The sequence below is a fragment of the Pseudomonas sp. TWP3-2 genome (assembly GCF_049897765.1).
Lineage (GTDB): Bacteria > Pseudomonadota > Gammaproteobacteria > Pseudomonadales > Pseudomonadaceae > Aquipseudomonas.
Genome location: NZ_JAFCWW010000009.1, coordinates 114,831 through 134,739, shown reverse-complemented (window position 1 = coordinate 134,739; position 19,909 = coordinate 114,831). Strand labels below are relative to the sequence as shown.

The 19,909-nt window shown below is 59.7% G+C and carries 17 protein-coding genes and 1 pseudogene; all 18 read right to left on the bottom strand.

Annotation, left to right across the window (positions count from 1 at the left end):
- Nucleotides 1-47: 47 nt before the first annotated feature.
- The 18 genes and pseudogenes from ACP7EE_RS15685 to ACP7EE_RS15600 all read right to left on the bottom strand — a co-directional run bounded on the left by ACP7EE_RS15685 (nt 48) and on the right by ACP7EE_RS15600 (nt 19,907).
- On the bottom strand, nt 48-1,439 hold the full coding sequence (locus ACP7EE_RS15685) for a sigma-54-dependent transcriptional regulator (RefSeq protein ID WP_426235111.1): 1,392 nt from the start codon (nt 1,437-1,439) through the stop codon (nt 48-50).
- A gap of 5 nt (nt 1,440-1,444) precedes the next feature.
- Entirely contained in the window at nt 1,445-2,656 is a 1,212-nt protein-coding gene (locus ACP7EE_RS15680; protein ID WP_426204936.1) for a sensor histidine kinase, read from the bottom strand.
- A 110-nt stretch (nt 2,657-2,766) separates the two neighbouring features.
- Nucleotides 2,767-4,242, bottom strand: coding sequence for a sigma-54 dependent transcriptional regulator (locus ACP7EE_RS15675; protein WP_420647968.1), 1,476 nt, complete (start codon nt 4,240-4,242; stop codon nt 2,767-2,769).
- A gap of 173 nt (nt 4,243-4,415) precedes the next feature.
- Nucleotides 4,416-4,712: a flagellar protein FliT gene (locus tag ACP7EE_RS15670; RefSeq protein WP_420647967.1), complete on the bottom strand. Its 297-nt coding sequence runs from the start codon at nt 4,710-4,712 to the stop codon at nt 4,416-4,418.
- Between the two features lie 10 nt (nt 4,713-4,722).
- Nucleotides 4,723-5,121: a flagellar export chaperone FliS gene (fliS, locus tag ACP7EE_RS15665; protein ID WP_420647966.1), complete on the bottom strand. Its 399-nt coding sequence runs from the start codon at nt 5,119-5,121 to the stop codon at nt 4,723-4,725.
- Between the two features lie 126 nt (nt 5,122-5,247).
- Nucleotides 5,248-6,693: a flagellar filament capping protein FliD gene (fliD, locus tag ACP7EE_RS15660; RefSeq protein WP_426235110.1), complete on the bottom strand. Its 1,446-nt coding sequence runs from the start codon at nt 6,691-6,693 to the stop codon at nt 5,248-5,250.
- Nucleotides 6,694-6,774: 81 nt separating this feature from the next.
- Nucleotides 6,775-7,131, bottom strand: a complete 357-nt coding sequence (locus tag ACP7EE_RS15655) for a flagellar protein FlaG (RefSeq protein WP_420647964.1) — start codon at nt 7,129-7,131, stop codon at nt 6,775-6,777.
- Between the two features lie 72 nt (nt 7,132-7,203).
- Nucleotides 7,204-8,055, bottom strand: a complete 852-nt coding sequence (locus ACP7EE_RS15650) for a flagellin domain-containing protein (protein WP_426204929.1) — start codon at nt 8,053-8,055, stop codon at nt 7,204-7,206.
- A gap of 244 nt (nt 8,056-8,299) precedes the next feature.
- Nucleotides 8,300-8,566, bottom strand: coding sequence for a hypothetical protein (locus ACP7EE_RS15645; protein ID WP_426204927.1), 267 nt, complete (start codon nt 8,564-8,566; stop codon nt 8,300-8,302).
- Nucleotides 8,563-9,852, bottom strand: coding sequence for a motility associated factor glycosyltransferase family protein (locus ACP7EE_RS15640; protein WP_426235109.1), 1,290 nt, complete (start codon nt 9,850-9,852; stop codon nt 8,563-8,565). Before ACP7EE_RS15640 ends, ACP7EE_RS15645 begins: the two co-directional genes overlap by 4 nt.
- An 88-nt stretch (nt 9,853-9,940) precedes the next feature.
- On the bottom strand, nt 9,941-10,867 hold the full coding sequence (locus tag ACP7EE_RS15635) for a ketoacyl-ACP synthase III (RefSeq protein WP_420647960.1): 927 nt from the start codon (nt 10,865-10,867) through the stop codon (nt 9,941-9,943).
- A gap of 225 nt (nt 10,868-11,092) precedes the next feature.
- The gene (pseI, locus tag ACP7EE_RS15630; protein WP_426235108.1) at nt 11,093-12,145 is read right to left on the bottom strand and encodes a pseudaminic acid synthase; all 1,053 of its coding nucleotides are present in this window, start codon (nt 12,143-12,145) and stop codon (nt 11,093-11,095) included.
- A gap of 90 nt (nt 12,146-12,235) precedes the next feature.
- Nucleotides 12,236-13,318, bottom strand: a pseudogene (gene pseG, locus ACP7EE_RS15625) (UDP-2,4-diacetamido-2,4,6-trideoxy-beta-L-altropyranose hydrolase); the annotation flags it as partial.
- Complete coding sequence (gene pseF / locus ACP7EE_RS15620) at nt 13,315-14,010, bottom strand: pseudaminic acid cytidylyltransferase (RefSeq protein ID WP_426235107.1); 696 nt, start codon at nt 14,008-14,010, stop codon at nt 13,315-13,317. The gene pseF and the pseudogene pseG, both read right to left, overlap by 4 nt.
- A 6-nt stretch (nt 14,011-14,016) precedes the next feature.
- The gene (gene pseC, locus ACP7EE_RS15615) at nt 14,017-15,180 is read right to left on the bottom strand and encodes a UDP-4-amino-4,6-dideoxy-N-acetyl-beta-L-altrosamine transaminase (protein WP_426235106.1); all 1,164 of its coding nucleotides are present in this window, start codon (nt 15,178-15,180) and stop codon (nt 14,017-14,019) included.
- Complete coding sequence (gene pseB / locus ACP7EE_RS15610; RefSeq protein ID WP_426235105.1) at nt 15,177-16,178, bottom strand: UDP-N-acetylglucosamine 4,6-dehydratase (inverting); 1,002 nt, start codon at nt 16,176-16,178, stop codon at nt 15,177-15,179. The genes pseC and pseB overlap by 4 nt, the downstream gene beginning before the upstream one ends.
- Before the next feature lie 30 nt (nt 16,179-16,208).
- On the bottom strand, nt 16,209-19,133 hold the full coding sequence (locus tag ACP7EE_RS15605) for a glycosyltransferase family 2 protein (RefSeq protein WP_426235104.1): 2,925 nt from the start codon (nt 19,131-19,133) through the stop codon (nt 16,209-16,211).
- A 45-nt stretch (nt 19,134-19,178) separates the two neighbouring features.
- Nucleotides 19,179-19,907: a cephalosporin hydroxylase family protein gene (locus ACP7EE_RS15600; protein ID WP_426204914.1), complete on the bottom strand. Its 729-nt coding sequence runs from the start codon at nt 19,905-19,907 to the stop codon at nt 19,179-19,181.
- Nucleotides 19,908-19,909: the final 2 nt, after the last annotated feature.

Below are 19,909 nucleotides of genomic sequence, written 5' to 3'. Positions count from 1 at the left end.
TCTCGGCCGGCGCTTTCAGAAATACCGCTCAAACGTTTCGCAGTGATTCAGATGGCGAACAGATACGCCTCGACATCCATCCCCGCATCACGCATTTGCGCCAGTTTGTAGCGCAGCGTGCGTGGGCTGATTCCGAGTTTTTCCGCCGCCTCTTTGCGCCGGCCACGCTCGGCGCGCAGGGTGTCGATGATCATTTGAAACTCATGCCGACGCAGGTCATCGCCCAGCGCGCCGGGCGCATCGGACTCGATTTCGATCTCGCGAACCACCGGTTGCGCAGCTGCCGTCATCGGCAATGCCGCAAATGTCACCGCACCGGCAAGACAGAAATCCTGCGGCTGGATCAACCCGCCCTGCTGCAAGATCAGCGCGCGCTGAATCGCGTTGTCCAGTTCCCGCACATTGCCCGGCCACGGATATCCGGTCAGGCACGCGCACGCCTCAGGCGAAAGTTTCGCCGCTGCGTGCTTCATTTTATTGACGTGTTTGGCCAACAGCCTTTCAGCCAGCGGCAGGATATCGGCAGTTCTTTCGCGAAGTGGACGCCAGGCCAGGGGAAATACCGACAGACGGTAAAAAAGATCTTCACGAAAGCGCCCCGCCGCCACTTCACCGGCCAAATCACGGTTGGTGGTCGCGACCACGCGGATGTCGAGGCTGATCGGCTTGCGCGCGCCGACGCGCTCGACTTCGCGCTCTTGCAGCACCCGCAGCAACTTGGCCTGCAGGCCCAGCGGCATCTCGGAAATTTCATCGAGCAGCAGCGTGCCGCCGTCGGCCTGTTCGAACTTGCCCGCCTGCGCCGCGATGGCGCCGGTGAACGAACCTTTTTCGTGACCGAACAACGTCGCTTCGAGCATGTTGTCGGGAATCGCTGCGCAGTTGATCGCAATGAAGGGCTGCGTGGCGCGACGGGATTGCTGATGGATGTAGCGCGCCAGCACTTCTTTGCCGGTGCCGGATTCGCCGGAGATCAAAACCGTGGAATCACTGCGTGCCACGCGCGCGGCCAATTCGAGTAACTGTGCTGACGCAGGTTCGACCGCAATCGGGCCTTCGCCTTCAATCGCACCGATGCTGCCCAACGCATGCCGCGCCACCAGATCCAGCAGCGCCTTGGGTTCGAATGGCTTGACCAGATAATCCGCCGCGCCTTGGCGCATCGCATCGACCGCGCGCTCGACTGCGCCGTGCGCGGTCATCAACAGCACCGGCAATTGCGGCTGACGTGCGCGCAACAGGCACAGCAACTGATGGCCATCCATGCCCGGCATGTTGACGTCGCTGAGCACCAGACTGAACGGCTCACGCTCCACGGCTTTCAGTGCCTCTTCGGCCGAACCGACCGCGTGGTAGTCATGGCCGGCGAGCAGCAGCGTATCCGCCAGTGCTTCACGCAGCGCGCGGTCATCCTCGACCAGCAAAACCTTGATGCCCATATTTTTTACTCAGCTCCGTGTACAGCGCAAAACAGCGGCAGGATCACCTGCGCGCAGGTGCCGCGCCCGACCCGCGAGCGCAGCTGCAATTCTCCCTGATGGGCACGCGCCACCGCTTTGACCACGGTCAGCCCGAGGCCGGTGCCGGTGACTTTGGTGGTGAAAAACGGCTCACCGAGGCGCGCCAGCACCACTGGATCGATACCGCTGCCGCTGTCACTCACGCTCAGACGCAGAGTGTTGTCGCGGGTGTAGCAATGCACTTTCAGGCGCACTGCACCGGCGCTGGCCTGAATCGCGTTTTCGATCAGATTGAGAATCGCCCCGACCAGCGTGTCGCGATTGCACAGCAACTCGCCGGCATGGCTGTCGCACTGCCAGCGGATTGGCAGGTCCTGGACGTGGGTCGACGCCGCAGACTGCAACGCCTGCATCAAAGCAGTCGGTGTGATGCGGTCGGTCATTGGCAACTCGCCGCGAGCGAACACCAGCATGTCGCGCACTTGATGCTCCAGCTCGTGCAGTCGCTCCTTGAGCCGCCCGGCAAAGCGCTGCTGCGTGGCGACCGGCAGTTCCTGCTCGGTCAAATGACTGGCGTAGAGCAACGCGGCGGACAGCGGCGTGCGGATCTGATGCGCCAGCGAAGCGACCATGCGCCCCAACGACGATAGACGTTCGTGGCGCGCCAGTTGATCTTGCAGATGACGGGTTTCAGTCAGGTCGTTGAGCAGCACCAACTGCCCCGGCTCGGCATCCAGCGAGCGCGTGGCAATCGACAGGCGTCGACCGTTCTTCAGAGAGATTTCGTGGCCGTCGTCTTCACGCGGCGCGAAGCAGCGAGCAATCACGTGACGCCACAACTCGCCTTCCAGCGGCAAACCCAGCAGTTCGGTGGCGGTCGGGTTGGCTTCGCAGACGACACCGTGCCCATCGATGACGATAACGCCACCAGGCAACAGATCGAGGAGGTTTTGCAGACGGTTGGCCAGGCGTTCTTTTTCCGCCAGCTCTTGCATGCGCTGGGCACTGACCACAGCCAGCTCGCCCTTGAGCTCGGTCACCCGTGCTTCAAGCATGCTGTAGGAGTCGGTCAACTGGCTGGACATCTGATTGAACAGCGCGAAGGCCTGCTCAAGTCCCTGACGGCTCGCCTGTTCTGCGCACGGCAGCTGCGCCGAAGAGTCGGCAACTGGAGACATCTGGGAGGCTTGGGGCATTGTGCTCACTCGCTTGGCTGACCGTCAGTTAAACGGAACGTTGCGAGGGCTATAGCAATACCCGTGCCTAAAAAAAACTGCTTATAAATGAAGCAGTTGAAAAACAGGCGTCAATCCTCCGCCTGTTCGTCTCCGTCGCGCCGGCTCATGCCGTACTTGCGCATCTTTTCCACCAGCGTAGTGCGGCGAATGCGCAGCCGTTCAGCGGCGCGCGCCACAATGCCATTGGCATCGTCGAGCGCTTGCTGGATCAGGCCCTGCTCCAGACCACCGAGGTAATCTTTCAAGTCCAGACCTTCCGGCGGCAACATGGCGTTGGCGGAGAAGTCCGGCGTATGGCCGTTGATCGCTACGCGTTCTTCAAGATCACTGCGCAGGCTGTCGACCAGTTGCTCGTCCTCGTCATCGACGTAGCGGAATTTCTTCGGCAACTCGACCACACCGATCACCCCGTACGGATGCATGATCGCCATGCGTTCCACCAGGTTGGCCAGCTCACGGACGTTGCCCGGCCAGCCGTGACGGCACAGCGACATGATCGCAGCCGAGTTGAAGCGGATCGAACCGCGCTTCTCGTGCTCCATGCGCGAGATCAATTCGTTCATCAGCAACGGAATATCTTCGACGCGCTCACGCAGCGGCGCCATCTCGATCGGGAACACGTTCAGGCGATAGTACAAATCTTCGCGGAAGGTGCCGATCTCGATCATGCTTTCGAGGTTCTTGTGAGTCGCGGCGATGATGCGCACGTCGACACTTTGGGTCTTGTTGCTGCCCACGCGCTCGAAGGTGCGCTCCTGCAACACGCGCAGCAGTTTGACCTGCATTGGCAACGGCATGTCGCCGATTTCGTCGAGGAACAACGTGCCGCCGTTGGCCAGCTCGAAGCGGCCCGCACGGCTGGTGATCGCGCCGGTGAAAGCGCCCTTCTCGTGGCCGAACAATTCGCTTTCCAGCAACTCGGCCGGGATCGCCCCGCAGTTGACTGGCACGAACGGCGCGTCGCGGCGCTTGGAATGGTAATGCAGGTTGCGTGCGACCACTTCCTTGCCGGTGCCAGACTCGCCGAGGATCAGCACGCTGGCGTCGGTGTCGGCCACTTGCTGCATCATCTGGCGCACGTGCTGGATCGCGCGGCTGGTGCCGACGAGGCTGCGAAACAGATTGGGTTCGCGATGACGACCGCGCTCACGGGCCTGGTCATACATCTCGCGATAGACCTGGGCACGGTGCAGGGAGTCGAGCAATTTGCTGTAGCTGGGCGGCATTTCGAGGGTAGAAAGCACGCGGCGGCGCTGGTCGTCAGGCAGGTCGACGGAAGAATTGTCGCCCATCAACAAAACCGGAAGGAACTCATCCCAGGTTGAGAGTGTCTTTAACAAGCCCAAAAGTGCACCTGGAGCATTGACCGTCCCGATCAATACACAAATGACTTCACGACTTGATGACAAAGAGCCGACTGCCTGCTGCCAGTCATGGCTACCGCAGGGTAAATTTTCTTCGCCAAGAAAATTTAAAATCACCGCCAGGTCGCGGCGGCGGACGCTATCGTCATCGATCAGCAGAATTTTGGTTTCACGCCACATGCAATAGCAACTTCCCTAGTCAACTCAATGCCCGAAAATAAGGGGCAAGCGAGACGCTTGCAGGACACCATGTGCCTGTAGACGCCCGAAATCTGTAATCAGCCACTAGTTAAGTCAAAAAACCGTGCACAGTCAAATTTATGGCGCACGTGTCTGGATTAACTGAGGGTTAATTAACCAAACAGATGGTAAACCTTTGCCGCATTCTGCGCTTGGGTGATCTGCGACATCTCATCGGCAATTGCCTGACGCTCACCCATGGCAGCGTCAAGCAGTTGCTTGTAGACGTGCAGCAACTCCTCAAGATTGTCGCGCAACGCCACCTCATCCAGCGCAGCCTCACTCAAGACGTCTTCCATGCAGGAACGGCAATCGAGATCCAATTGGCCGATGACTTCCCAGTTGCGGTCGGCCAGGGCACCGATCAGCGCTTGCCGGGTGTCTTCGATTCGCTGCAATACAAGACTCATGGTGATCTCCTTAGAACTGAGGAGCTGGCGTAGGCGCGATGGCGTCCCAGCCTTCTTTGACCGTGCGCAGCAAACCGGCAACTTCATCGAGAATGCGCGGGTCGCTGGCGATGTTCGCTTCAGCCAGACGCTTCATCATGTAGATGTACAGACTGTCCAGATCACTCAGCGTATCCGCGCAGTTGTCCAGATCCAGGCCTTCACGCAGCCCGCTGACAATGCCAATGGCCTTGCTGATCGACGTGCATTTGGCCGGTACGTCTTTTCGCTCGATGGCGCCTTTGGCCTGAGCGATGCGATCCAGGCCACCTTCCATGAGCATCTGGACCAGACGGTGCGGGCTCGCTTCGGAGGTCTGAGCGTGTGCGCCGATCTTCTGATATTGCCGCAGCGCTAACATTGGGTTCATGGTCTACCTCATTGCCACAATGACTCGTATGACCAGTGTATCGCCATCGAGCCAAAAAACTTTAGCGCAAAAGACAAAAACCCGGCGCGCCTCTGAAAGCGCAGCCGGGTTTTTGTCGTTCGAGATTTACTTCGCGGATTGCTGCGCGTTCAACGACGCGAAGAACGAGGTAATGTTGCTCGCCGTCGCTTTCATCTGCCCAACCAGCAAGTCCATGGCGTTGTATTTGGCCGTCAGGGTCTTGGTCAGGTTGGCGACACGAATATCGAGTGCCTCCTGCTGATTGGCAATCTTCTTGCCGTTCGCGGTCAGATCAGCAAGGCGCTGATCAAGCATACCTTTGGATGTGATACTGGCGGGCTTGAGATACGGGTCGAGCGACTTGCTCATACGCGACAACAGGCCATTGGTGTCGTTGGTGCCCGCGAACAGTTGCTGTATCTGACCAGTGGTGCCGGGCGTAGCCATGCTTTTGGTAAACGCGGCTGCGTCGAACTTCAGCTCGCCCGTGTTCTGGTCGGTCATTACACCAATTTGCGACAAAACGCCTACTGGGCCACCCGTCGTGTTATTGGTCAGTTCTGCGCGGATGTCGCTCATCAGCTTGCGCGTCATCGAATCGCCAGTGAACGCAGCCTGCACGGTCAGCTTGCCATCCTCGTCCGGCGTCGCTTTGGACAAGGTATCAATGGTTTTCTTGAGTGTGTTGTACGCATCAACGAAGGATTGAATCGAGGTCTGCAGACCTTTGGTGTTGGGCTCGACGCCCACCGTCACAGCTGTGCCTGGCGCAGTGGTGGTCACCAGATTCAGGGTCAGGCCGCTGACTGCACCCGTCACGGTATTGGTCTTGCTGGTCACCGGCAGACCGTCGATGGTCAGGCTCGCATCCTTGGCCAGACCGTTGATCGAACCGGAACTGCCCGCCGTCGGTGTAGCGCCCATTTCCTGAGTGCCATCGATCTCCAGGCCGGCGATGCCGCTGAGTTTGAGATCTGTACCTGCGCCAGTCTTGTTCGAACTGACGACCAGACGCGAAGCACCGCTGCTGTCAGTCACGATATTGGCGGAAATACCGGCAGGACCCGCCGAGGCGTTGATAGCGTCGCGCGTGCTCTGCAACGTCGCGTTGGCCGGAATCGTGACCGGGATATCAATACCATTTTGAGTGATTTTCAGAGTACCACTCGGAATGGCACTGGCTGCACCGCCGGCGAAGGCTGCGCTGGCTACTTTCGAGCCGGTGGCCAAGGACGAGACGAAAACATTGTAAGTGCCGGCAACTGCAGTGTTATCACTCGTCGCGGTAAGCACCGAAGGCGTACCTGAAGTCGCCGAGAAACCGGCAAACGCAGGCGCGGTCTTGCTGCCCAGGTTGGTCATGGCGGTCTGGAATGCGGTCAACGCACTCTTCAACGAACCGACACCGGAAATCTTCAGAGAATTGTTCTTCGTCTGGGTGTCGATCTGCGTCTGTTTCGGCGCTTTGTCAGCATTGACCAGTGCGGTCACGATTGCGCCGATGTCCAGGCCGGAACCCAGGCCGGAGCCGGGTAGAATTGGACTTGCCATGTGCATCTCCTTTCATGATGTTGCCAGTCTTTTGACCTTTGCCAGCGCCTAAAGCACTTCAAACACTATTCATGCCAGCTATCAGACTTTAGCGTCGAACAATACATGACTCGCATTGCTCAGACTTTCAGCCAGCTTGAGGGCTTCTGCGGAAGGGATCTGTCGTACAACCTCACCCGTTTCGCTCGCGATCACCTTGACGATGACCTTTCCAGAATGCTCGTCAATCGAGAACTCCAGGTTGCGCTTGATCGACTGTACAAACTTTTCGATCTCCTGCACCGCCAGTTTCAGCTTGGTCTCATCCGAATCACCGCTCTTTTCGGGAGCAGCGACCACAGCGACGACCTGAGGCTTCGTCTCTGGCTGTTTGTCAGCGACGATGTTGGCTGGCTTGGGCGCCGGATAAGCCACGTTAAGCTTGACGCTCATGTCCATGCTCATCACCTCTGAACGTAAAAAGCGAGAGAGCACGACAAGCGCACTCCCCCGCTAAAACTTATTCCGAAATTACTGAAGCAGCTTCAGTACAGCGGAAGGCAGTTGGTTGGCTTGAGCCAGTACGGAGGTCGAAGCCTGTTGCAGGGTTTGCTGCTTGGTCAGGTTAGCAGTCTCAGCGGCGAAGTCGGTATCTTGTACGCGACCTTGTGCTGCAGTGGTGTTTTCCACGATGTTCTGCAGGTTGGAGATGGTGCTGGTCAGACGGTTTTGCGAAGCACCCAGGCTCGAACGAGTGCTGTTGATCGTGGCAATTGCAGCGTCGATCGCGGTGATTGCGTTGTCGATGTTGACAGCAGCGCCCGATACGCTTGCACCGGTCAGAACTACAGTACCGCTACCTACGTTCAGGCTGACGGCGTCGAACTTGGAGCTCAGTACCAGGTCGATGTGGTTAGCCGAACCGGTGTTTGCGCCCACTTGCAGGGTCACAGTACCAGCCGAACCGTCCAGCAGGTTTTTGCCGTTCAGGTTGGTCGAAGCCGAGATACGGGTGATCTCGTCGGACAACTGAGCGAATTCGTCGTTCGTTGCTTTCTGGTCGATGCTGCCGTTGGTACCGGTACGGGCTTTAACAGCCAGTTCACGCATACGCTGCAGAATGTCGGTCGAAGCTTGCAGAGCGCCTTCAGCGGTCTGAGCAACGGAGATACCGTCGTTGGCGTTCTGGATCGCCTGGTTGCCACCACGGATCTGGGAAGTCATGCGGGTAGCGATCTGCAGGCCAGCGGCGTCGTCTTTAGCGCTGTTGATTTTCAGGCCGGAAGACAGGCGCTGCATCGAAGTCGACAGAGCGTCGGAAGCTTTGTTCAGGTTTTTCTGAACGTTCAACGACGTAGTGTTGGTGTTTACTGTTAAAGCCATGACGAATTCCTCGTTGGTTGGGTACTGCGGCTTCCGGCCCTGGCAACCGCCGGGTATGGCCTAGAGAACCTTCGTAATAGTTATCGTCGGGTTTGCAGGTTGCTTGAGGGCTTTTTGAAAAAATATTGCCATCACCCTGCCACTCCCAAAAAAACAACGGCTTAGGGCGCTCCACCCACGAAAAAAATGACGCCATAAAACTGTCCGTACCACCAACCCTTGTGCCAGAGCCGTCGATCCCCCTTCAGCGCTGCGCGCTGTCGAGCAATTCAATCAGTTCATACTCGACGAAATCGGCAAGCCCCAACCAATCCTGGCGTTCCTGACACGCCAATATGTGTGTCAGCACCTGTGCCCACGACTGCTGAACCTCCTCAGAGGCGAGTGAAAAAAACCGCTGCGCCTCGTCGAATACGTCGACCATGGTCAGCGCCGCTTCGACATCACGCCCCAAACGAAACAATCCGGCGCATTGCCGGCATGCGCTGATGCAATCCACCTGCGCACTCATTGCACAAACTCCGGATTGAATTGCGTGCCCACGATCATCGCCCCTACCCGACTGCTGTTAAGGAAGCTGACCTCTGGATGCAGCGCGATGTAACGCTCCAGCACGCACAGGTAGCCACGAAAGTTCAACTGCGTCCTGACCCGTTCGCCATTGCCGTCACGGACCCAGTGCCGAGCCTGCTCCAGGGCTGGCCCCAGATCGCCATCGTTCCATCCGGCATGCGTCTTGTTCATCGGGAAGGCAAAGTCGGCGCCGAACAGGGTGATGCGCGTGCCGCCCATTTTCACGGCCAGGTCCACGGCGGGGTGAATCACACTGCCACCCGCATGCAATTCGGCCCGAGGGTGCTGATCACGCAACGTGGCGTAGACAGGGCTGGCGGTATAAGCGCCATAGCGCTTGCCCCTCCAGGCCTTCAACACCTGCGGTGAGCTCATGGGCAGGTACACCAGCGGGATGCCGTCGGACTCCTCGAAAGGCAGGTGCCGAAAGCTGATCAACTGATCGATCGTCACCACCAGATCGGGGATGATCCCGTGCTTGCGCAAAGGCCGATAGGCCGTGTCGACACAAATGAACAGCGGACGGTCGACCTGACCGCGCACCGACGCCAGCCGTTCAAAATGCCCTTCCAGACTCGGCCCGGTGCCGATCACATAGATTTCGCGGCCGCTGCAGGTGCCAAACAGTTGCGCCACGTCATCATCGCCAAGCAGCACCTCCAGGCTATCGCGCAAGCGCTGCTGAATCGCCGGCAATTGCGGATCGAACTCGCGATTGTTGAAACTCAGGTGAACCTCATTGACCAGCCGATCACGAATCTTCGCGCTGAAGTCATCGGCCAGGAGCATTTCGGCGGGCAGCGCAAAAAACGGCGTGTAGATATCCGCATGATCGCCGGCATACATCAGCTCCACTCTGGGGTCTTCAAGCCATGGCCGCTGGTCGAGCAACTGCAGAACCAACGCAAACAAGGCGCCGTTGAGGATGTGCACGTACAACCGCTCCAGTGCGGCGCGCTCGAGCAACACCGACGGCAGGTCGCCAAGGCCGGTGCCGTAGATGTGCACCCGGGGCTTTTCCGGCAGGCTGGCCGCCTGGACCCGGGCCTCGTGGATCCGGTCGTGGCGACTGGTCAGTTGAATCCCGTCCACGCTCAGCGTAGAGCCCTGGCCTTGCACCAGTTCGGCTTGAATGGCCGACGCGTCCTCAGCCACCAATCGTGCAAACACCGCCGGCCAGCGTTGCTGGATCACCTGGGCGTTGGCTTGGAAAAACTCGCTCATGGCGCCTTGCGCTCCGTTTCAGGCAAAAAAAATAGCGTTCAAGGTTAACCTTGAACGCTATTTTTGTATCCGCCGTTTTTGACCAGACTCAAGGACGATAGATGATCGCCGAGCCCCACGACAGGCCAACGCCGAAACCGCTGATCGCCACGCGCTGCCATTGCGAGTCGAGCGCATGTTTTTCCAGCAGCAACGGAATGCTCGACGACACGGTGTTGCCGGTCTCGACCATGTCCTTGATGAACTTCTCCGGCTCGCCTTCGAAGCGTCGCGCCACGGCATCGACGATCGCCGCACTGCCCTGGTGGATGCAGAACGCATCGATGTCATCGGACTTCAGACCGGAGTCGTCGAGCAACTCATGCAAGTGCGCCGGGACTTTGAGCAGCGCGAAGTTGAACACCTGACGACCGTTCATGAAGAACACGCCATCGGTCACCTTCAAGTGCGGTGCGCCGGCACCGTCGGTGCCGAACTTGGCTTTGCCCAAGGCCCAGAGCGGATCTTCGCCCATCCAGGTCGCGGTGGCGGCATCGCCGAAGAGCATGGTGGTGTTGCGATCTTCCGGGTCGACGATCTTCGAATACGGGTCAGCGGTGATCAGCAGACCGTTTTTCAGGCCGGCGGCTTCCATGAAACCCTTGATCGCGTAGATGCCGTAGACGTAACCGGAGCAGCCCAGGGAAATATCGAACGCCGCGACCGTGGTCGGCAGGCCGAGCTTGTCCTGGACGATGGCTGCGGTGTGCGGCAGACCTTCTTCGTCACCGTTCTGGGTGACCACGATCAGCGCGTCAATCGCTTCACGTTTCAGCGCAGGGTTGCTGGCGAACAGCGCATTGGCTGCTTCAACACACAGATCGGAGGTTTCCTGATCAGCGTCTTTGCGTGGCAGAAAGGCTGAACCGATCTTGCCGAGGATGAAATCTTCATCCTTCTCGAATTTTGCACCTTGTGCGTAATTGTCCACGCCGGCTACAGGAACGTAGCTCGCAATGCTTTTTATGCCAATCATTACGGCTTCCCAATAATAAACAGCCCAATACCACCGCTCGCAAGGATTCGAGGGGCGCCGACAGACAGACAAAAGCCGCCACAACGGGCAGCCACGGGGAGCGCAAAGGGCTATCACTGCAACCGATAACGGGTCAGGCGCCATCTCCCCGGTCAATACAATACAGTGAAGATGCGCGTTATGACTCACAGGTCACGCTATTTTGCCGAATCGGTGCAGATCGGCTTATTCGATCAGTGACCAGTCCAGCGGCGTGCCGCGTTTGATCGGCGCGCGAGCGCGGCGCCCGAGAATGGCTTCGGTGTGCTTGGGCGGCAAGCCGCTACCTGGGCGAATGGCGCGCAGATTGTCCCGGCTAAAGGATTCACCGGCGACCATATCAGCGGTGACGTACAGCGAACGACGGTAAACCACCGACTTCAGTTCGGCCTCGGTCGGGCCGTATTGCACCTGGCCCATGGCCTGCCAGGCGCGTTCGGTTTCCAGCACCAGGCAGGCCATTTCGGCCGGCTCGAGCGAGAAGCTGGCGTCCACGCCACCCGCCGCGCGGTCCAGCGTGAAGTGTTTTTCCACCACGGTCGCACCCAGCGCCACAGCGGCCACCGATACGCCAACCCCCATCGAGTGATCGGACAGCCCGACTTCACAGCCAAACAACTCGCGCAGATGCGGGATGGTGCGCACGTTGCTGTTGGCGGGCGTAGCCGGATAAGTGCTGGTGCACTTGAGCAACACCAGATCCTTGCACCCCGCCTCACGCGCCGCGCGTACGGTCTCGTCGAGTTCAGCGATGCTGGCCATGCCGGTGGAGATGATCAGTGGTTTGCCGGTGGCGGCCACGCGGCGGATCAACGGCAGATCAGTGTTTTCAAAACTGGCGATCTTGTAGGCCGGCACATCCAGGCTTTCGAGAAAATCCACCGCCGTGTCATCGAATGGCGTCGAAAACGCGAGCATCCCCAGTTCTTTCGCCCGGGCGAAGATCGGTGCGTGCCATTCCCAAGGCGTGTGGGCCTTTTCATACAAGTCATACAGCGATGTGCCGGCCCACAGACTTCCCGGATCCTTGATGAAGAATTCGCCCTCAGTCAGATCCAGAGTCATGGTTTCGGCGGTATAGGTTTGCAACTTCAAGGCATGCGCGCCGGCCTTGGCCGCCGCTTCGACGATCTGCAGCGCCACGTCCAGCGACTGGTTATGGTTGCCGCTCATCTCGGCAATGATGAAGGGCGGCGCGTCGGCACCGATCAGACGGTGGCCAATCTTGAAACTGCTCATGTGCGGTGTTCCTTGAAAACTCGGGTAAACCCGCCAGCGCCGAGGATCAACCCGGCCTGGCGAAATACATTAAATGAGGCTCGATTGGCCATCCTGCGTTGCCGGGCGCACGTTGAGCACCGCGTCAGCCAATGCCGCCGCCACCCGCCGCGCACCGCGCCCATCCACCAGTTGCCGCGAACGCTCGGCCAGGCTCTGGCGCAAATAATAGTTGTCGGCGACAAAACCGATCGCCAGTCGCAGTTGCTCGACACTGACCTGCTCACGCGCGCCCATGAACACATGCGCGCCCGCCGCCGCCATGATCTCGCCGTTGGCCTGCTGGTTGTTCGACACCGCAATGCAGATCGTCGGCAAACCCAGCGCCGCACGCTCCCAACTGGTGCCGCCGCCGGCGCCGATAAACACATCGGCTTGAGTCATGCGCTGATAGAAATCGCTGACAAAACTGTGCAGGCGCCAGTGTGGGCGCGTCTCGGCAAGGGTCTGCATCTGCGCCCATGCCGGGTTGTCGGCACCGGCGAGAAAATCCACTTCCAGCTCCGGGAAATCCGCCAGCGCGAGCATCGCGTGATGAGTCTGCATGGCAGCGTCGAAGCCACCGAAATTCACCAGCACGCGCGTCGCCTTGGGTTTGATCTCGATGGCCGGGCAGATGAACTCTTCACGCAGCATCGCGTAACGCGGGCCGAGCAGGGTTTGGCAGTGTTCCGGCAGCAGCGGCGCATAGTTTTCGTGCAGGCCGGACAGATTCTGATTGAGCAGCAGATCGACGCTATAACGCCGGGTCGCCAGATCGTCGACCGCAGCAATCCGAGGTGCCCAGCGGCGCGCGGCGGTTTGCCAGTGATGATCGAGACCGTAGTGGTCAGCGATGATCCAGTCGAACCCGGCCTGCCCTTCGAGCAGTGCCGCCAACGCGTCGATATCCGCCTGCCACGGCAGCATCGCTTCGATGGCCTGGTGCGGGTCTTCATCGGCGTAGCACTCGGGCAGCGCGAAAGTCTGAAAACCTTCAGCGTGCAAGAAATCGAGTCGATGCCCCGGCAAGCGTCGGCAGGCAAATGCGACATGACTGCCCTGCGCGCGCAGCACTCGCGCCAGCGTCAGGCAACGGGCGATGTGGCCGCTGCCGATAGTTGGCGAGGCGTCGGCGCGGATCAGCACTCTCATTGCAGCTCTCCACCGGCCTTGAGCGCAGCGTACAGGTATTCGGCACGCTGCCAGTCTTCGGGCGTATCGATGTCCTGCACCAGATGCCGGGGCAGAATCACTGGCAGACTGGCCGAAGAAAACATGACCTCGCCACTCAGCCAGGCCGCACTGCGTCCCCAGTAGAACTGGCCTGCATCCTGAAAGGCTTCAGGCAAATCCTGCGAGCGGGTATCGCGAAACTGCGGATACAGCGGCGTCAATGCGCCCTGCCCGTCCAGAGTCAGCGCGCGCTGCACCGGAAAACCGAAACTGCACACCGAAAACGCGAACGACTTGTCTGCATGCTGCTCAAGCAACTCAAAGCCCTGACGCAGATACCGCGTCTGCAACAACGGTGCGGTGGCGTACACACAACAGGCATAGTCGAAGGCCGGCAGTTGCTGCAAGGCATGCACGATCACCGCCGCAGTGCCGGCGAAATCGTCAGCCAACTCCGCCGGACGCATGAACGGCACCTCGGCGCCATGCGCGCGGGCGATCTCGGCGATCTCCTGATCATCGGTGCTGACCACCACCTGATCGAACAACCCCGACGCCAGCGCCGTGCGAATCGAACGCACGATCATCGGCACGCCGTCGAACGCTTTGAGGTTCTTGCGCGGGATGCGCTTGCTGCCACCGCGCGCCGGAATGATCGCCACACAACTCACGTAAAACTACTCCTCAAGCAGCAGCCGACGCAGATGCTCGACCACATGGTCCTGTTGTTCTTCGCTGAGCAGCGGGAACAGCGGCAAGCTGATCGCCTCGGCGTAATAACGTTCGGCCTCGGGGAAATCGCCCTCGGCAAAACCCAGGTCGCGATAGTACGGCTGCAGATGCACGGGAATATAGTGCAGATTCACCCCGATCCCGGCCGCGCGCAAACCTTCGAACACCTGACGATGGCTGAGATTGCAGCGCTCAGTCTGCAAGCGCACCACGTACAGATGCCAGGCCGACTCGGCCTCCGGCTGCGGGCTGGGCAAGGTCAGTGGCAAGTAGGCGAGCAGTTGATCGTAACGCGCCGCCAGTTCACGGCGACGCGCTACGAAATCATCCAGTTTGCTCAGTTGCGACAGCCCCAGCGCCGCTTGCAGATCGGTGATCCGGTAATTGAAACCGAGTTCGATCTGCTGGTAGTACCACGGGCCGTGACTGGCTTCGCTCATCTGCTGCGGGTCGCGGGTCATGCCGTGGCTGCGCAGGCGTTGCAGACGCTCGGCCAGCTCCGGGCGATTGGTCAACACCATGCCGCCCTCGCCACTGGTGATGATTTTCACCGGGTGGAAACTGAACACCGTCATCGCGGCGAATTCGCCGCAACCGACCGGACGCCCCGCGTAGGACGCACCCACCGCGTGCGAAGCATCTTCGATCACAGTGAAGTTGTAGCGCGTCGCCAGTTCGGCAATCTGGCGCATGTCGCAGCTCTGCCCGGAGAACGCCACCGCCACTAGGACCTTCGGCAATTTTTCGTCGCGCTCGGCCTGTTCAAGCTTGGCCGCCAGCGCAAAAGCGTCGAGGTTCCAGGTCAGCCGGTCGATATCCACGAAGTCGACATCGGCCCCGCAGTAACGCCCGCAATTGGCCGACGCGAGAAAGGTGTTCGGCGTGGTCCACAGTCGATCACCCGGCCCGAGGCCCGCCGCCAGACAGGCAATGTGCAGCGCCGCCGTGGCGTTGCACACCGCTACACCGTAAGCCGCCTGGCAACGTTCGGCCATGGCCTGTTCGAAGCGCTCGATGGTCGGCCCTTGGGTCAGCCAGTCGGACTGCAGCACCTCGACAACGGCGTCGATGTCCGCCTGATCAACGCTCTGCCGACCGTAGGGAATCATGCCGAAAGGTCCGCGTGCAGGTCAGCGATCTGCCCCACCGAGAGGAACTGCGGATTGGTGTCGGAGCGGTATTCGAAATCTTCGCCCACCGGATGGCCACGTTCGCCGAGCTGATCCACGGCAAAGTCGACGTCGACGCTGGTGAAACGAATCGACGGCTGAATTGTGTAGTGATCGTCGAACTCCAAGGTCATCCGTGCATCGTCCAGCGGCACCATCAATTCATGCAGTTTCTCGCCCGGACGAATGCCGACATTCTTGTGCGGCAAATGCCCGGCCATGCCGCGCGCCAGATCGACGATGCGGATCGACGGAATCTTCGGCACGAACACTTCGCCGCCATGCATGCGCGCAAAGCTGTCGAGCACAAATTGCACGCCGTGATCGAGGGTGATCCAGAAACGCGTCATGCGCTCGTCGGTGATCGGCAACTCGGTCGCGCCTTCAGCAATCAGCTTGTTGAAGAACGGCACTACCGAGCCGCGCGAACCGGCGACGTTGCCATAGCGCACCACGGCGAAACGCGTGTGCTGCTCGCCGGCAATGTTGTTGGCCGCAACAAACAGTTTGTCCGACAGCAGCTTGGTTGCGCCGTACAGATTGATCGGGCTGGCCGCTTTGTCGGTGGACAGCGCCACAACCTTTTGCACGCCATTGTCGATGGCCGCCGCAATGATGTTTTCCGCGCCGTTGACGTTGGTGCGGATGCATTCGGTCGGGTTGTATTCGGCCGCCGGCACCTGCTTCAACGCCGCCGCATGGATCACGTAATCGATGCCGCGCATGGCTTGGCGCAGACGGTCCGCATCGCGCACGTCACCGAGAAAATAACGCATGCACGGCGCGTTGAACGTCTGCTGCATCTCGTACTGCTTGAGCTCATCGCGCGAAAACACCACCACGCGCTTGGGCTGATATTGCTCCAGCAAGCGGCGGATGAAGTTGCGCCCGAACGAGCCGGTGCCGCCGGAGATGAAAATCGATTTACCGTTGAACATGTCTTGAGTCCTGTTTGCTGTGCGCAAGGCTTAAGCGAGCAATTGCGCCCAATCAATCGGAGCACTCGGTGCCAAGGTAAAACCCTTGCCGGTCAGCGCCAGATTGGCGTTGTACAGCGGATCGGCGGCGAACATGCCCGGCCATTTTTCGCGCAGCGCCGCCAGAGCTTCTGGCGCATCAGGTGTGCGACCCTGATGGATGACCTGCACCAGCGGCGTCCACACCGTGAGGTAACCGGCAGCACCGGCCTTGAGGCACAGATCGACATCGCTGTAAGCGTCAGCAAAGGTCTCCTCATCCAGCCCGCCGAGCGCATTGAACAGCTCTTTGCGCACCATCAGGCACACGCCAGAGACGGCCGAGTAGTTCTGCTCCACCAGCAGGCGTTGCATGTACACCTCGGCGTCGTGCTTCTCGCCAACAAACGCCGAGCCGACGCCGTCATTCATCCCCAGAATCAGCCCGGCATGGGCAATCTTGCGGTCGCGGTTGATCAGCTTGGCACCGACGATCCCGACTTCCGGACGCTGCGCGTGGTTGAGCAGCGATTCGATCCAGTTCGGGTTGACCACTTCACTGTCCGCCGCCATCAGCACCAGGAACTCACCTTGCGCCTGCTCGCTCGCGGCATTGCACAACGCCGCCTCGCTCAGTGGCTGGTTGCTGCGCAGCACCTGCACCCGGGGGTTGTTCAGCGCGCCGAGCCAATCGTTGACCGCTGCCGAGTGATTCGGATTGGCCGCAATCAACACCTCGTACTGGGTGTAGCGGGTTCGCAGCAGCAAGCCTTCGAGGCAACGTTGCAGCGCCGGCAGATCATCCGAGGCCGGCACAATCACCGACACCTGCGGGCGGCCCGGATGGCGATAATCCACCTGCCAGGTGCCCGGCAACGACGAGGTGACCTGCGCCTTGTAGCCGCGCGTGCTCAGGTGACGCAACAACGCCTGACGTTCATCCGGGTTGTCTTCCAGCGCTTGCGCCTGCGTGATCAGCAAAGGTTCGTCGAGGTGCGCCAGACCGCCCACGCCACCCTGTTCGATGATGCGCAGCAGCAGGTCGAATTCCAGCGCCTTGCTGAAATCAGGCTGATAACCACCGGCCTCGACCAGCACGTCGCGACGAATCAGCCAGTGCCGCGCCATCAGCGCCGGGACACTTTGCAGCAGGTCGAGGTTGAAGCCGCTGCGGAATACGTTGACCAGCGCGCCTTCGGACGTGCGCTGGATTTCATCGGTCGCGACGGCGCGGCAGTCACCGGCAGCCTGCAACTCCAGACCTGCACGCAACAGACCACTGGCGGTAAATTCGTCGCCGGCCTCAGCCAGCAGCAACCAGTCGGCGGACGACTGGCCAACACTCGCGTTCAGCTTGTCGACGAAGTTGCCCTGAGTGACGCGCACAAAGTGCAGGACGTTTTGCGCGGTGGTCGCGGCCGGCGGCTCGCCGGTGGTGAACACCACTACTTTGAAGGCCTTGCTACCGCTTTCCAGCAAACTGTCCAGCGTGACTTGGATCTTATCGATGTCGTTGTCCAGATCGAGCAGCAAAATGCCGAACTGCGGACCACCATCATTCGCCGCCAGATGACGCGAAATTGCATGCGTCTGTTCGGCATCAGGTTGGCGCTCGGCGAGCCATTGGATCAAGCGACCCGTCAGCATCTTGCTGAATGCCGAGTGATTGCCTTCCAGCGACACGGCTTCCAAACGCGCAAGCCAGTCACCGAGTTCTTGCGCTTCTTGCGATTCGCCCATTGCTTGCAGCTGAGTCACCAGACGCCTGATCACATCGCGATTGAACACGTTGCTGTCGTGGGCCTGCCACAACCGGTCAATCACACTCTCCGGCGTGTCGTTGTTGCGCGCCAGCATCAGGTGCTGTTGCCGCGCCCAGATGCCCTCCAGCCCTCTCAACTGGACGCGGCCCGCCGGCATTGCATGGATCAGAAACTCGAAGTGGGTCAACTGATCGAAGAACGCCTGATTGTAGAACGGCATTTCGACGTACTGTTTCGGGCCGAAACGGCGCTGTGGGTCGGCATCGGAGTCAGTCCAGGTCGAATCCAGAATCAACTCGGCGGTCAACGCACGATTGGTGCGCAGACTGTCGGCCAGTGCTTCGAAGCTCTCGAGCGCAAAGGCTTTACCCTGCTGCGGATCCGCATGCTGCACTTGGGTTGGCAAGCTGGCGAGGAAACCGGCGAAGGCTTCACGCTCGGCGACATGCTTGGCGTCGGTATAGGCCAGCGAGTGGTAGATCTCGGTGTTGTGGTCGGATTGCTCATAGTTGAGCTCACGCACCACGTAGGGGATCGGCAGAATTCGCGCCTTGCCCCGGGCCAGCATGTACCAGGTGTGGCCAACCTCTTGCCATTGGAAGATCGTGTCTTCGGGCATTGCGGCATACCAGTCACGCAGAATTGCAGTGCGCTGTACGGCGTAAAACGGCGGCAGGTACTGCCGCATGTATTCCGTCAGGCGCTCTTGGGCCAGATCGGAGCAGTAGTCCTCGCAGACCTTCTTGTCACGGCGGTAGTAGCTGACGCTGTTGGGCAGCGCCAGGTACATCATGCTGTAGCCATGGCACAGGCTGTAATCGGGGTTGGCTTGCATGAAGGCCACCGCCTCATGCAGAGCATCGTGCACGAGGAAGTCATCGTCGGCGGCAAACACCATGTACGGCGTCTGCAACTGCTCCACGCCATACGCCAGCTTGGCGCGGATGCCCCAATAGCCGAACTGCGGCAAGTGCCGGTAATCAACATTGGCAAACTGTGCGGCCATGCCCGGTTGAGCCTCGACCGAGGAGTCCAGCACAAGAATCCTGCACGGCAGGCTGCTGTAAAAACGCACGGCACGACGCAGAAACGCCGGTCGTTCGTGAGAAATCAGCACAACGGTCAACTGATCGTCGAGTGCCAAACCGTGTTCAGAACTATTCTTGCCTTGCATACTTTCCCCACAAACGGCGAGTCGCCGAAAACTCAATTCTGTCGATTAACGTACGCGACGTAGATAGCCGTCCGGCGCCACTGTGATCAGCAACTTGCTGTGAATGGCCTGGTCGATTTCAAAAGCATTGGTTTCTTTCAGGTAAGCCCACACTGCGGTTTTCGGGTTATCACCTTTGCCCCACGGACGATCCGGAAAAGCGTCTGTCGGCATGTCCTCGACCACGGTATCCATGACCACGCAGTAGCTGCCCACCGAGACCATCGGCGCATACAGGCGCAGCTCTTCGAGCACGTGTTCATGGGTGTGGTTGGAGTCGAGCACCACCAGCACTTTCTTGCCCTCGATGCGCGCGCGCACCTGGTCGACAATCGCAGTATCGATGCTCGAACCCTGGATCATGCTGATGCGTTTGCTCATCGGGTGAGCTTCGATCGCTTCGCGGTTGTGCTGACGGATATCGATATCAACGCCCAACACTTCACCATGGCCGACCAGTTCCAGCATCGAGGCGTAAAACACCAGCGAACCGCCATGAGCAATGCCGGTTTCCACGATGATGTCCGGACGCAGATTCCAGATGATCTCCTGCATCGCGACCATGTCCTGCGGGAACTGAATGATCGGGCGTCCCATCCAGCTGAAGTTATAGGTGTACTTGTGCTTTGCGGTGGTGCCGACCCAGGCGAGGGATTCGGCTTGCAGCGCCTTGTCCTGTTGCAGGCCTTCGATGTTGGTTTTTACTTCTTCGCGAAACTGCTCATGAGGATTCATTG